The following is a 13,595-nucleotide window of genomic DNA, read 5'->3' on the forward strand; positions in this document are numbered from 1 at the left end:
GCGGTGTTCCTCCCGTTCCTCGCCGTGGTGATCGGGAACGCGAGCGACACCCGCAACGACGGATTCGCGCTGCCTGACGCCCCGTACGCCCACGAACTGAAGGCCAACGAGCCGACGGACTGACGAAAGATCGAGCGCGCCGATTCATCCAAAAGTTTGGTTTTCATCGATCCGCGTGCCATGATCTCCCGCAGCGAGCACAGCATCCCCCGTCTGCGCTCGCAGCCGAAGTGCCGGACAGCTTCCCCCCGTGGCTGTCCGGCACTTCTCTTTTCCCACGTCCCGGAAGGCACCCCGTGCAGCTCGACCCGCAGGAAGTCCGGCAGGGCGACCGCGACCCCTGCTCGGCCAAGGGCTGCCAGGCCGACGCGGTCTGGGCGCTGCTGTGGAACAACCCGAAGATCCACACCCCCGAGCGCCGCAAGACGTGGCTGGCGTGCGAAGAGCACCGGGGCTCGCTCTCGGACTTCCTCGGCGCCCGCGGGTTCCTGCGCGAGGTCGAGCCGCACCGCCCGTCCTGAGCACCACCGGGCCTGCGCGGGCTCGAGGGACACCGGCCTGACCGGGTCTGGCGGCTCAGCCGCCGATCGCCGACATCGGGCGGTCGGGCTGGAGGAACGTCTCGTCGTCGATGCCGTGTCCGGCGCGCTTGCCGCGCATCGCGACCACCCAGCGCTCGGCGATCTCCTGGTCGTCCGCGCCCGAGCGCAGCGCCGTACGGAGGTCGGACTCCTCGCGGGCGAAGAGGCAGTTGCGGACCTGGCCGTCGGCCGTGAGCCGCACGCGGTCGCAGTCGCCGCAGAACGGCCGGGTCACCGAGGCGATGATGCCGACGGTGGCGGGTCCGCCGTCGACGTCGAAGAGCTCGGCCGGGGCGCTGCCGCGCGGGGCGCCGTGCGGGGTGAGGGTGAACTCGGCGCTCAGCGCCTCGAAGATCTCGTCGGCGGTCACCATCGCGGTCCGGCTCCAGTCGTGCTGGGCGTCGAGCGGCATCTGCTCGATGAAGCGCAGCTCGTAGCCGTGCTCGACGCTCCAGCGCAGCAGCTCGGGCGCCTGGTCGTCGTTGGTGCCGCGCAGCAGCACCGCGTTGAGCTTCACCGGTCCGAGTCCGGCGGCCTTGGCCGCCTCCAGGCCGGCGACGACGTCGTGGAGGCGGTCGCGTCGGGTGATCGCGGCGAAGGTCTCGGGGCGCACCGAGTCGATGCTGGCGTTGATGCGGTCGAGCCCGGCGTCGGCGAGCGCCTGCGCGGTGCGCGAGAGGCCGAGCGCGTTGGTGGTGAGGGACGTCTCGACGCCGAGCGCGTGGGTGCGCGCCACGATGTCGACCAGCCCGCGGCGCAGCAGGGGCTCACCACCGGTGAAGCGCACCTCGGTGATCCCGAGCCGCTCGACGCCGATGGTGACCAGGCGCACGACCTCGTCGTCGGTCAGCGTCTGCTCGGTGGGCATCCAGTCGAGCCCCTCGGCCGGCATGCAGTAGTTGCAGCGCAGGTTGCAGCGGTCGGTCAGGGAGACACGCAGGTCCGTGGCCACGCGGCCGAAGCGGTCCGCCAGAGGTGTCGTCACCCGTGGAGTCTAACGAGGCGGCCCTGAGGTGGTCAGGAACGGCCGGATAGCCTCGACCCGTGCACAAGCTGCGGTTCCTGGTCTCACGCCGCTGGATCGTCTTCGCACTCGTGGTCGTCTTCCTCGCGTGGGTGGCGTGGCGGCTCGGTGAGTGGCAGTTCCACCGCCTCGACGACCGCAAGCAGCGCAACGCGATCATCGAGCGCAACGAGAAGGCCGGGCCCGCGCCCGTCACCGACGTCCTGTCCCCCGGCACCGACCCGTCGGAGTCCGAGGAGTGGCGCATCGTCGAGGCCACCGGCACCTACGCCGTCGAGGACACCGTGATCGTGCGCTACCGCACCCGCGACGGCGAGGCCGGTGTCGACGTCGTCGTGCCGCTCGAGCTCGCCGACGGCACCAGCCTGCTGGTCGACCGCGGCTGGTACGCCACCGACAACCGCGGTGCCAGCTCCGAGGACGTGCCGGCGCCGCCGTCGGGCGAGGTCACGGTGACCGGGTGGGTGCGCCAGGACGCCGAGGGCGACAGCACCGAGGTCACCGACCGGTCGACCCGCGCCGTCGACAGCGCCCGCATCGGCGAGGCGCTCGACCGCGACGTCCTCGGCGGGTGGGTCGACCTGCGCTCGGAGTCCCCGGAGCCGGCCACCCCGCTGCTCGGTGCCGAGCTGCCCGAGCTCGACAACGGGCCGCACTTCTTCTACGGCCTCCAATGGTGGTTCTTCGGGGTGCTGGCCGTGTTCGGCTTCTTCTACCTCGTCTACGACGAGCTCCGCGGCGGCCGCGCCCACGACCGGGCGCCGGCTCCCGCGCCGGTGAAGGCAGAGGCGAAGCCGCGTCCGCCCGCCAAGAAGCGCCGGACCTGGCGCGAGATGATCGAGCCCGACGACGAGTGGGAGCCGGACCAGGCTCCCCCGTCCTCAGAGCGTCCGGAGCAGGCCGCCGTCGACCGGGAGCATCACGCCCGTCAGGAATGACGCGGCCGGCGACAGCACGAACGCCGCCACTCGCCCGAACTCCTCCGGCTCGCCGTAGCGGCCCAGCGGGATCGTCGCCTCCGCGGCCCGTCGCGCCCCCTCCGGGTCGCCCGTGGTCGCGTCGAGCTCGGCGACCCGGTCGGTCGCGATCCGTCCCGGCAGCAGGCCGTTGACGCGCACTCCGCGCGGTCCGAGCTCGTCGGCAAGGGTCTTGGCCACCATCGCCAGCCCGGGCCGCAGCCCGTTGGAGATCGCCATCTCGGGCAGCGGGGACCGCACGCTCGAGGAGAGCACGAGCCCCAGGGAACCCCCGTCGGTCAGCGCCGCGCCGACCTCGCGGGCCAGGCGTACGGCCCCCAGGAAGACCGACTCGAAGGCGGCGACCCACTGCTCGTCGGTGATCGCCGACACCGGCCCCTTCGGCGGCCCGCCGACGCTGATCATCGCGCCGTCGAGGCGACCCCACGTCTCGTCGGCGACCGCCAGCAGCCGCGAGGGCGTACCGGGGTCGGCGTTGTCCGCCACCACCGCGACCGAGGCCCTCCGGCCCGCGACGGCGTCGAGGTCGGCGACCGCGGCGTCGAGCGAGTCCTGCGAGCGTCCGGACAGCACCACGCGGGCGCCCTCGGCGACGAGGACGTCGGCCGTGGCCCGGCCGAGGCCGCGCGCCCCGCCCGTGACGAGGAAGACCTTGTCGGTGAGCTGGAGGTCCATGGGCCCGACCCTAGCCGTGGCGGTCCACCGCGACTCGACCCGAGGAAGGACCGCGGTGCTCATGACGTGCCCGGTACGTCACGGACACCGCACTCCCCTGCCCGCGCTCGCCGGCGGTGCCCCACCCACGTTCCGAGCCCGTGGAAGGTGGCTCAGCCACCGCCACCCGCGCCCGCAGCGCGTGCAGATGCGACAGATCCGCGGCTCAGCGCGCGACGGGCTCAGCGGAGGGCTCGGGAGCACCCTCGCGGAACTGCGTGGCGTGGAGGGTGGCGTAGAGGCCGCCGGCGGCGAGGAGCTCGGCGTGGGTGCCGTGCTGGACGACCCGGCCCTGGTCGAGCACGAGGATCAGGTCGGCGTTGCGGACCGTGGAGAGTCGGTGCGCGATGACCAGCGACGTACGTCCCTCGAGTGCGGCGTCGAGGGCCTGCTGGACCGCGGCCTCGGACTCGCTGTCAAGGTGGGCCGTCGCCTCGTCCAGGACGACGATCGACGGCGCCTTGAGCAGCAGCCGGGCGATCGCGAGCCGCTGGCGCTCGCCGCCGCTCAACCGGTAGCCGCGGTCGCCGACGACGGTGTCGAGGCCGTCGGGCAGCGAGCGCACGAGCGTGGCGACCTGCGCGGCCTCCAGGGCGGCCCAGATGTCGGCCTCGAGTGCGGAGGGGCGGGCGTAGAGCAGGTTGGCGCGGATCGTGTCGTGGAACATGTGGGCGTCCTGGGTGACGTAGCCGACCACGTCCTCCAGCGACTGGAGGGTGACGTCGCGGACGTCGTGGCCGCCGACCCGGACCGCGCCTGCACCGACGTCGTAGAGGCGTGCCACGAGGTGGGTGACGGTCGTCTTGCCCGCACCCGACGGCCCCACGAGGGCGACCATGCGGCCGGGCTCGGCCACGAAGGAGACGTCGTGGAGGACCGGGCCGGAGTCGCGCGACTCGGTGCGAGCGACGGTCTCCAGCGAGGCCAGCGAGATCTCGTCGGCGCGCGGGTAGGCGAAGGCGACGTGGTCGAACTCCAGGCGCGCCGCGGTGGACGGCAGCGCCACCGCGTCGGGCTTCTCCTGGATGAGCGAGGGCAGGTCGAGCACCTCGAAGACCCGGTCGAAGCTCACCAGCGCGGTCATCACGTCGATGCGCACGTTGGACAGGCCCTGCAGCGGGCCGAGCAGGCGGGTGAGGAGGACGCCGAGGGCGACGATCGTGCCGACCGACAGGTCGCCACGGATGGCCAGCCAGCCCCCGATGCCGTAGACGAGGGCGGTCGCCAGCGACGGCACCAGCGTCATGGCGGCGAAGAAGATGCGGGTCAGCAGCGAGATCCGCACCCCGAGGTCGCGGACCACGGCCGCCTTCTGGGCGTAGGCGACGTCCTCCTCCTCGCGCCGGCCGAAGAGCTTGAGCAGCATCGCGCCGCCGACGTTGAACCGCTCGGTCATGGCGTTGCCGAGGTCGGCGTTGCCGTCCATCTGCTGGCGCGACAGGCTCGCGAGGCGGTTGCCGACCAGGCGCGAGGAGATGAGCAGGATGGGGAAGAGGGCGACGCACAGCAGGGTCACCGGCCAGCTGAGGAACAGCATCGTGACGCCGACGACGACCGCCGAGATCACGTTGGAGACGGTGCCCTGCAGGGTCGAGGTGAACGCCCGCTGGGCGCCGATCACGTCGTTGTTGAGCCGGCTCACCAGGGCGCCGGTCTGGGTGCGGGTGAAGAACGCCAGCGACTGGCGCTGCACGTGGGCGAAGACCTGGGTGCGCAGGTCGTAGATCAGTCCCTCGCCGATCCTGCTGGAGAGCCAGCCGGTGACGAGCCCGAACGCCGAGTCGGCCACGGCGACCAGCGCCACCAGCGCGGCGAGCCCGACGACGAGCGAGGTGTCGCGGGTCCGCACCCCGTCGTCGATGATCATCTTCAGCAGCAGGGGCGGCAGGACCACGAGCGCTGCGTCGACCACGGTGACCGCCAGGAACCCGGCGATCAGGCGGCGGTGCGGGCGCGCGAACGCCAGCACCCGGCGGACCGTTCGACGCTCGATCTTGTTCTCGACCACGCTGCGGTCACTGCGCAGGAACCGCCACGGCGGGCCACCTGCCCCGGGCCCCATCGACATGCCTGCTCCTTCGTCCGTCCCACCCCGGACAACCCGGCAGCGCGGGCGATTGTTCCGCCTGGCACCGACAGCACGGCGCTCGAGGTCAGGCGAACGCGGCGGCGACCGCGCGGAACCGGCGTACCTGCGCCTCGCGCTCGAGGCGACGCTGCTCGTCGAGGCTGCGGTCGGTCGCACCCAGCAGGAGGGCCTTCGTCTCCGGCACGACACCCGGCATCGGGGCGCACAGCGCCGCGGCGAGGGCAGCGACGGCGTCGTCGAGCGCGGCGGGGGCGTACGACGCGAGCGCCAGGCCGATGCGCACGGCCTCCTCGGCCTCCACGACCCGGGCGGTGGCGCAGATCTCGAGGGCGCGCGCGTAGCCCACGTGCGCGACCAGCGGCTGGGTGCCGGTGAGGTCGGGCACGAGGCCGAGCGCGGACTCCTTCATGCAGAACTTCGCGTCGTCGGCGACCACCCGCAGGTCGCACGACAGGGCGAGCTGGAATCCGGCGCCGACGGCGTGGCCGCGGACCTTGGCGATCGAGACGAAGCGCGGGTCGCGCAGCCAGGTGAAGCCGGCCTGGAAGGCGTCGATGCGGGCCGAGGCCTCGTCGTCGCCCAGCGACAGCAGCTCGAGCACGGTGCCGGGACCGGTGTGGGTGGGGTCGAGCATCGCCCGGTCGAGGCCGGCCGAGAAGGTCTCCCCCTCGCCCTCCACGACGACCACCCGGACGTCGTCGCCCAGGCCCTGGCCGACCTCCGCGAGCGCGTGCCACATCGCCGGGGTCTGGGCGTTGCGCACCTCGGGCCGGGCGAGGGTGATCGTGGCGACCGGACCCTCGACGTCGAGGCGCAGTCCGACCGTGGCGAGCTCTTCGGGAGTCATGCGCCGAGGCTACTACTCGTCGGTAACCTCAGGCGAGGGACACGAGGTCGGCGTAGTCCTCGGACCACAGGTCCTCGTCGCCGTCGGGCAGCAGCAGCACGCGGTCGGGGTCGAGCGCGCGCACCGCGCCCTCGTCGTGGGTGACCAGGATGATCGCGCCGGTGTAGCTGCGGATCGCGTGCAGCACCTCCTCGCGCGAGGCAGGGTCGAGGTTGTTGGTGGGCTCGTCGAGCAGCAGCACGTTCGCGCTCGAGACGACCAGGATCGCCAGCGCCAGCCGGGTCTTCTCACCGCCCGACAGCACGCCGGCGGGCTTGTGGGCGTCGTCGCCGGAGAAGAGGAACGAGCCGAGGACCGAGCGCGCCTGGGTGTCGGTGAGCTCGGGGGCCGCGCTGTGCATGTTCTCCAGCACGGTCCGGTTGACGTCGAGGGTCTCGTGCTCCTGGGCGTAGTAGCCCATCTTGAGCCCGTGGCCCGGGACGACCTCGCCGGTGTCGGGCTTGTCGACGCCGGCCAGGATGCGCAGCATCGTCGTCTTGCCCGCGCCGTTGAGGCCCAGGATGACGACCCGGCTGCCCCGGTCGATGGCCAGGTCGACCGCGGTGAAGACCTCGAGCGAGCCGTAGGACTTCGACAGCTCGGAGCCCATGAGCGGAGTCTTGCCGCACGGCGCCGGCTCGGGGAACGCGATCCGGGCGACCTTGTCGGCCGCGCGCTCGCCCTCGATGCCGGCCATCATCTTCTCGGCGCGCTTCAGCATCGACTGCGCCGCCTGCGCCTTGGTGGCCTTCGCGCGCATCTTGTTGGCCTGGTCGGTCAGGACCTTGGCCTTGTTCTCGGCGTTCTGCCGCTCGCGCTTGCGGCGCTTCTCGTCGTCCTCGCGCTGGGTGAGGTAGTTGTGCCACCCCATGTTGTAGACGTCGATGACGGCGCGGTTGGCGTCGAGGTGGAAGACCTTGTTGACCGTCGCCTCGAGCAGGTTGTTGTCGTGGCTGATGACCACGAAGCCGCCGCGGTGGGCCTTGAGGAAGTCGCGCAGCCACACGATGGAGTCGGCGTCGAGGTGGTTGGTGGGCTCGTCGAGCAGCATGATCTCCGCGCCGGAGAACAGGATGCGGGCCAGCTCGACGCGACGTCGCTGGCCGCCGGACAGCGTGCCGATCGGCTGGGCGAGCAGGCGCTCCTCGATGCCGAGGGCGGCGGCCATCTGCGCGGCCTCGGACTCGGCGGCGTACCCGCCACCGGCGTGCAGCTCGGCATCGGCGCGCGCCCACCGCTTCATGCCGCGCTCGTGGACCTTGGGGTCGTCGCTGCCCATGTCGACCTCGGCCTCGCGCAGTCGTCGTACGACGTCGTCGAGTCCGCGCGCGGACAGGATCCGGTCGCGGGCGAGCACCTCCGGGTCGCCGACGCGGGGGTCCTGGGGCAGGTAGCCGATCTCGCCGCTGCGGAGCACCTGGCCACCGGCCGGGGTGCCCTCGCCGGCGAGGATGCGGGTGAGGGTCGTCTTGCCGGCTCCGTTGCGCCCCACGAGGCCCACCTTGTCGCCCTGGGCGATGCGGAAGGTGACGTCCTCCATGAGGAGCCGCGCGCCGGCTCGGACCTCGAGCTTCTGGGCGGTGATCATCGCTGCACATCCTACGAAGGGGTGACTCGCGGAGCCGCATCGTCGGCTCCAGGCGCTAACCTGCGCTGACGGCTCCACCCGGCCCCGGGCACCCGGCGTCCGCGACGGCGAAAGGCACCACCATGCGCTTCAACCCGAAGGCCCGGCTCGACACGTCCCGGGTCAGCGACGGCGGCCGAGGATCCGGTGGCGGCGGCGGGATGCGGATGCCCATCCCCGGCGGCACGCGCGCCGGCGGCGGCGTCGGCGTGCTCATCATCGTCGTGCTGTTCTTCATCGTCTCGCAGTGCGCGGGCGGGGGTGGCGGGCTGCCGAGCCCCGGTGGCATCGACCCCCAGTCGTCGGGCAGCGACGCCAGCCGCATGGACGACAGCGCGCGCTACGACAACTGCAAGACCGGCGCCGACGCGAACTCCGACGAGGACTGCGCGCGCGTCGCGGTGGAGAACTCCCTCTACAACTTCTGGTCGCAGCAGTTCGACAGCGGCTTCACCCCCGCCACGCTCCGCACCTTCAGCGGCGCCGTCGACACCGGCTGCGGCCAGGCCAGCTCGCAGGTCGGCCCCTTCTACTGCCCCAACGACCAGAAGATCTACCTCGACACCACGTTCTTCGACGACGTCCTCGAGGGCCAGCTCGGCGGCAAGGGCGGCGACTTCGTCGAGCCCTACGTGATCGGCCACGAGTACGGACACCACATCCAGAACCTCATGGGCACGATGAGCAAGGTCAAGACCCAGCAGGGCCCCGAGTCCGACGCCGTGCGGCTCGAGCTGCAGGCTGACTGCTACGCCGGGCTCTGGACGAAGGCCGCCACCGGCACCACCGACCAGGACGGGGTCGCGATCTTCGACGGCCTCGACGAGGCCGACATCTCCGAGGCGCTCGACGCCGCCAAGACCGTCGGCGACGACCGGATCCAGCAGCAGGCCGGCCAGCGGGTCGACCCCGAGGGCTGGACGCACGGGTCGTCGGAGGAGCGGATGCGCTGGTTCATGAAGGGCTACCAGGACGGCACGATCGAGTCCTGCGACACCTTCTCCGCCAGCAGCCTCTGAGCTCGCGACCGGATCGGGGCGCCGCTCAGGCGAGCAGCGCCTCGATCTGGTCGACCTGGCGCTGCATCGCGAAGATGTACGGCGCCACGCTGGGGTGGCGGAACTTCCCGGCCAGCGCCCCCTCTCCGTCGGCGACGCGGGCCAGTGCCCAGTCCAGCCGGGTGACGGCGGTGTAGACGGCCATCACGCGCGCCCCGAGGGCCACCTGCTCGGCCGTGGCCAGGCCGGGCGGCAGTGCCTCGACGTACGCCTCGACGAGCGGACCGAGCTCCTCGCGCGCGGCGAGCGACAGGTAGCCGAGGTCGGCGCCCACCGGCCCCGTGCCGAGGTGGGCCCAGTCGATCGCGACGGCACCGTCGGCGTGCCGGCCCGGGATGTTGGCCGCGGACGGGTCGCCGTGCTGGGCCACCTGCGGCAGGGCGTCGCAGCGGTCGAGCCAGACGGTGCGCTGGCGCCAGAGGTGGTCGGCGACGTCGGCCACCGGCGTACGGGCGAGGGTGCGCCAGCCGCCGCGGTGCGCGACGAGCCCGAGCCGGGTGCGGAGCTGGTCGCGCGCCAGCCACGGGTGCTCCCCCAGCCGCGCGCCGGCGAACCGGCCCAGGCACGCGGCGAGCCACGGCCCAGGTGCGTCCTGGTGGACGACCCGCCCGTGGACGAGCGTGACCCCCTCGTCGTCCTCCTCGACCGCCAGCACCGGCGCCTCCCTGAGGCCCGGCGCCTCGGTGACGATGCCGCTCAGCGCGACGTCGGCGGCGCGCCGCCAGTAGTTGACGTCGGCCGGCGCGAGCGTGCCGGGCGCGTCATGCGGGTCGGGCCGGGTCAGCCGCTTCACCACGACCTCGCGCCCCGCACGGGACGCCGACCAGACGCCCGCGGTCGCGGGACCGGCTCCCGGGAGGCGCTGCCACCCCGGCTCGGGCTGCCACATGGCGAGGACGCTAGCCGATGTCGCGGCTCCGGTAGCGCCACCAGGCGCCCGACACGGCGAGCGCCGCGACGGCGGTGAGGGCGATCTCGGGCCGCCACACGAACGCCTCGGAGGGGTACTTCGGCACGTGGTGGTAGGGCGAGAGGCCGAGCACCCAGCCGGGCAGCTCGAGCGCCGCCCCGACCTGCCCGAGCGTCACGCACACGACCAGCACGGCCCAGCCGGCGACCGCCCAGCGGCTGCGCACCGACAGCAGGAGCAGGGCGAGGCCCAGCACGACCCACACCGCGGGCGCCTGCGCGAGCGACGCCCCGACGGCCGCGAGCCCGTCCCCGCGCCCGATCGCGGTCGCCACCCCCGAGACCAGCAGCAGCCACGTCGTGCCGGCGAGCGCGGCGCTGGCCAGGGCGACGAGCACGGCCGACCGGGAGGTCGCCGTGGCCAGCACGGTCTCGGTCCGGCCGTCGTGCTCGTCGCCTGCCGCCCGGGTGACGGCGGCGACCCCGAAGCAGGTGACCACGACGGCGACGACCGACGCGAGCGCGAACACCAGTGCGTCCTGGAGCGCGCCGACACCCCCCATCGCCTCGACCACCCCGCGGGTGGCGTCGGTGTCGAGCATGTCGCCGATGGTGGGCACGATCGAGCCCATCAGCACGCCGAGCACGGCGGCGCCGACGGTCCAGCCCACGAGCGCGGTGCCCTGCTGGCGCCACACGAGCGCCGCGGCGTCGCGCAGCCGCGGTGATCCTTCTGCCGGACCGGCTCGCTCGGGCAGCACGCCTGCGCCGAGGTCGCGCCGGCGCCGCAGGGCCAGGGCTCCTCCGACGAGGGACGCGGCGAGGAGCGGGTACGCCGCGAGCAGCCACACCCTCGGCTCGGACCACGCGCTCAGCCGGGTCCCCCAGCCGAACGGGGTGAGCCACGAGAGCCACTCCGCCGCCAGGTCGCCGACGGCCCTCGCCAGGTAGAAGACGCCGATGACGGCGGAGGCGAGCAAGCCCACGGTGCGGGCGCTCGACGACACCTGGGCGGCCAGCAGCGCGACGCCCGCGCCGACGAGGCCGATGCCGGTCCACGAGGCCCCGAACAGCACCGACCCGGCGAGGGGCAGCCCGCACGCGACGTCCACGACCGCGACCAGCACGCCGAGGACCACGGACGCGAGGACGGCCTCCAGGACGGCCGCCCCGGTCGGTGCGTCGGCGCCCACCGCGGTCGCCCCGACGACCTCTGCGCGCCCCGTCTCCTCCTCGACGCGGGTGTGGCGCCGGACGAGCACCACGGAGAGGAACGCGACGAACACGGCGTAGAGCACCGTCATCTTGGTCATCGACAGCTCACCGAGGCTGGAGGTGTCGAGGACCGGCCCGTAGAGCGCGACGACGGCCGGGCTGGCGTTGATCGCCTCCGCGGCCGCGACGCGGTCCGCGGTGCTGGCGTAGAGCGACCCGGTCGCCGCAGCGCTGGCGGCGACCGTGGCGACGAGCACCGCGAGCCACGCCGCGAGGAGGACGCGGTCACGCCGGAGGGCGAACCGGAGCAGGAACCCGGTGCCGCGCCACCGGGCGGTCACGACGGGCTCCGGTAGGCGTCGAGGAAGAGCTCCTCCAGCGTGGGCGGGGTGCTGGTCAGGGCGACGACCCCCGCGCCGTCGAGCGCCCGCAGCAGCAGGGGCAGCCCGGCAGGGTCGACCGAGGCCTGGATGACCCGGCCGTCGACCTCGACGTCGTGCACGCCCTCGAGCCGCGCCAGGTCGGGGACCTCGCCCGACACCTCGGCCCGCACGCGGTTGCGGCGCAGGTGGCGCAGCTCGTCGAGGGTCCCCGACTCCACCGTCCGGCCCTCGCGGATGATCGTGACGCGGTCGGCCAGACGCTCCACCTCGCTCAGGATGTGGCTGGACAGGAGCACGGTCGTGCCCGCGGCCTTGTGCTCGGCGAGGCACTGGTTGAAGACCTCCTCCATCAGCGGGTCGAGCCCCGAGGTCGGCTCGTCGAGGACGAGGAGGTCGGTCGGCGCCGCGAAGGCCGCCACCAGGGCGACCTTCTGCCGGTTGCCCTTGGAGTAGGCGCGCCCCTTCTTCGTCGGGTCGAGCCCGAAGCGCTGGAGCAGCTCGTCGCGCCGGGAGCCGCGCGGGTCGAGGTCGCGCATCCGCAGCAGCAGGTCGATGGTCTCGCCGCCCGTGAGGTTGGGCCACAGGCTCACGTCGCCGGGGACGTACGCCAGCCGCCGGTGGATCGCGGTCGCGTCACGCCACGGGTCGAGTCCGAAGACCGACACCGACCCGCCGTCGGTGCGCAGCAGGCCGAGCAGCACCCGGAGCGTGGTGGACTTGCCGGCACCGTTGGGCCCGAGGAAGCCGTGCACCTCCCCTGCCTCGACCCGGAGGTCGAGCCCGTCGAGGGCTCGCACTGCACCGAACGTCTTGACCAGTCCACTGACCTGGATCGCAGCCGCCACGATCCCACGCTACGCCGCGCGACGTCAGGCGTTGACGACCTCCACCCGAAGCGCCTGCGCGTCGGCCACGGCGGCGTCCAGCACGGCCCGGCGGGGGTCGGGCACCGGCAGCCAGGGCCCCACCACGACCATGCCGGACAGGCGCGGGTCCTCCAGCACCGCGTCGACCGCGGCGTGGTCGCCGCCGGTCACCACGGTACGGACCCCGCCGAGGATCCGCGCGGCGTGGTCGGCCGCCGCCTCGTAGGCCTGCCGCGCCTGGTTGTCACGCCGCCGGGCGAAGCGCTGCTGGCTCTGGCCGCCCGCCTTGGTGCGTCCCTGCACGTGGCGCTGGCCGATCTTGTGCTCGACCACCTGCTCCCCCGCGAGCCGGGCGACCGCGAAGCCGCCCTTGCGCACCAGGAGCACGCCCCACGCGGCCGGCGGGTCGAGGGCACGGACCAGCGCCGCGGCGTCGGCCTCGCCGACGTAGGCCTCGGAGAACGGCGGACGTGCGGTGAACCGCGAGCCGTCCTCGGCGCGTCCGTGCAGGGCACCCTCGCCCACCGACAGCCGCGTCGCGCCGTGCGAGGCCGCGAAGTTGTCCACCCAGCGCTCCCACCGGGCGGGCGGGACCAGGACGACGGGCACGGCGCGACCTCAGATGAAGTCGAGCGGGTCGAACTCGTCGATGGGGATGACCCGGGTGCGCGGGAGAGGGGTGTTGAAGGCGCCGAGGTCGTACTCGAGGTCGAAGATGCGGAGGCCGGGAAGGGTGCGGAACTGCGCGTTGATGAACTCGGTGAAGCCGATGACGCCGACCTGGCGGCTGCCGTCGCACAGGGCGGACACCTGCTCGACGAAGTCGCCGTCGTGGCTGACCAGCACGACGTCGGCCTCGCGGTGCACGAGCGCCTCGGCCGTGCGCTGGATGGCGATGTCGACGACCTTGCCCTCGCCGCTCAGCGGGATGGGCGTGAAGCCGATGGCGAGCAGCGCCTGCACGAAGCTCGTCGGCAGCTCGGTCGTGGCGGCGAGGAAGAACAGCCCGGACACGTCCTGGTCGAAGGCGCGCTCGGCCCACTCCAGCAGCCGGTCCCACCGCGGCCGCTCCTCGGGACGGGGCCGACGTCCGAGGATCGAGGTCCCGAGGGTGGCGTCGATGTTCTCCCCGTCGACGAGGAGGTAGGTCTTGCGCTCGGCCATGCGAGGACTCTCCCACACCGGAACGCATGCCCCCACCAGGACGTCCGAGGACCATGAGGATCCTCGTCGTCGCCGCGCTGGGCCTGCTCGCGGCGTGCGGGA

Annotated in this window: 13 protein-coding genes and 1 pseudogene; 4 read left to right on the forward strand and 10 right to left on the reverse strand. The window is 73.2% G+C overall.

The window, feature by feature from the left end:
• Both ACFFJG_RS00560 and ACFFJG_RS00565 read left to right on the forward strand, forming a co-directional pair.
• Window positions 1–123 (forward strand): annotated as a pseudogene (locus tag ACFFJG_RS00560) (hypothetical protein); the annotation flags it as partial.
• A gap of 173 nt (window positions 124–296) precedes the next feature.
• Complete coding sequence (locus tag ACFFJG_RS00565; protein WP_378516667.1) at window positions 297–521, forward strand: hypothetical protein; 225 nt, start codon at window positions 297–299, stop codon at window positions 519–521.
• A gap of 55 nt (window positions 522–576) precedes the next feature.
• On the opposite strand, the gene moaA is transcribed toward ACFFJG_RS00565, so the two are convergent.
• Window positions 577–1,566: a GTP 3',8-cyclase MoaA gene (gene moaA / locus ACFFJG_RS00570; protein WP_378516668.1), complete on the reverse strand. Its 990-nt coding sequence runs from the start codon at window positions 1,564–1,566 to the stop codon at window positions 577–579.
• A gap of 59 nt (window positions 1,567–1,625) precedes the next feature.
• Between moaA and ACFFJG_RS00575 the strand changes: the two genes are divergently transcribed.
• Window positions 1,626–2,543, forward strand: a complete 918-nt coding sequence (locus ACFFJG_RS00575) for an SURF1 family cytochrome oxidase biogenesis protein (RefSeq protein ID WP_378516669.1) — start codon at window positions 1,626–1,628, stop codon at window positions 2,541–2,543.
• On the opposite strand, the gene ACFFJG_RS00580 is transcribed toward ACFFJG_RS00575, so the two are convergent.
• The 4 genes from ACFFJG_RS00580 to ACFFJG_RS00595 all read right to left on the reverse strand — a co-directional run bounded on the left by ACFFJG_RS00580 (window position 2,487) and on the right by ACFFJG_RS00595 (window position 7,859).
• Window positions 2,487–3,257, reverse strand: coding sequence for an SDR family oxidoreductase (locus ACFFJG_RS00580; RefSeq protein WP_378516670.1), 771 nt, complete (start codon window positions 3,255–3,257; stop codon window positions 2,487–2,489). The two genes, ACFFJG_RS00575 and ACFFJG_RS00580, sit on opposite strands and share 57 nt — an antisense overlap.
• Window positions 3,258–3,462: 205 nt before the next feature.
• Window positions 3,463–5,364: an ABC transporter ATP-binding protein gene (locus tag ACFFJG_RS00585; RefSeq protein WP_378516671.1), complete on the reverse strand. Its 1,902-nt coding sequence runs from the start codon at window positions 5,362–5,364 to the stop codon at window positions 3,463–3,465.
• Window positions 5,365–5,449: 85 nt separating this feature from the next.
• Window positions 5,450–6,232 (reverse strand): enoyl-CoA hydratase/isomerase family protein, encoded by a 783-nt coding sequence (locus ACFFJG_RS00590; protein WP_378516672.1) that lies wholly within the window; start codon window positions 6,230–6,232, stop codon window positions 5,450–5,452.
• A gap of 28 nt (window positions 6,233–6,260) precedes the next feature.
• A complete protein-coding gene (locus ACFFJG_RS00595) occupies window positions 6,261–7,859 on the reverse strand; it encodes an ABC-F family ATP-binding cassette domain-containing protein (protein ID WP_378516673.1) in 1,599 nt (532 codons plus the stop codon).
• 122 nt (window positions 7,860–7,981) lie between these two features.
• Here ACFFJG_RS00595 and ypfJ point away from each other — a divergent pair, with 122 nt between their 5' ends.
• A complete protein-coding gene (ypfJ, locus tag ACFFJG_RS00600) occupies window positions 7,982–8,917 on the forward strand; it encodes a KPN_02809 family neutral zinc metallopeptidase (RefSeq protein WP_378516674.1) in 936 nt (311 codons plus the stop codon).
• A 25-nt stretch (window positions 8,918–8,942) separates the two neighbouring features.
• On the opposite strand, the gene ACFFJG_RS00605 is transcribed toward ypfJ, so the two are convergent.
• From ACFFJG_RS00605 to ACFFJG_RS00625, 5 genes are read right to left on the reverse strand one after another with little or no spacing between them, the layout of a single operon-like run.
• Complete coding sequence (locus ACFFJG_RS00605; RefSeq protein WP_378516675.1) at window positions 8,943–9,845, reverse strand: phosphotransferase; 903 nt, start codon at window positions 9,843–9,845, stop codon at window positions 8,943–8,945.
• A gap of 10 nt (window positions 9,846–9,855) precedes the next feature.
• On the reverse strand, window positions 9,856–11,421 hold the full coding sequence (locus tag ACFFJG_RS00610) for an ABC transporter permease (RefSeq protein WP_378516676.1): 1,566 nt from the start codon (window positions 11,419–11,421) through the stop codon (window positions 9,856–9,858).
• Entirely contained in the window at window positions 11,418–12,308 is an 891-nt protein-coding gene (locus ACFFJG_RS00615) for an ABC transporter ATP-binding protein (protein ID WP_378516677.1), read from the reverse strand. Before ACFFJG_RS00615 ends, ACFFJG_RS00610 begins: the two co-directional genes overlap by 4 nt.
• Before the next feature lie 24 nt (window positions 12,309–12,332).
• A complete protein-coding gene (locus ACFFJG_RS00620) occupies window positions 12,333–12,938 on the reverse strand; it encodes an acVLRF1 family peptidyl-tRNA hydrolase (RefSeq protein ID WP_378516678.1) in 606 nt (201 codons plus the stop codon).
• Window positions 12,939–12,947: 9 nt separating this feature from the next.
• The gene (locus ACFFJG_RS00625; protein ID WP_378516679.1) at window positions 12,948–13,493 is read right to left on the reverse strand and encodes an NYN domain-containing protein; all 546 of its coding nucleotides are present in this window, start codon (window positions 13,491–13,493) and stop codon (window positions 12,948–12,950) included.
• Between the last annotated feature and the right edge of the window lie 102 nt (window positions 13,494–13,595).

Source organism: Nocardioides zeicaulis (genome assembly GCF_042432345.1).
GTDB lineage: Bacteria > Actinomycetota > Actinomycetes > Propionibacteriales > Nocardioidaceae > Nocardioides > Nocardioides zeicaulis.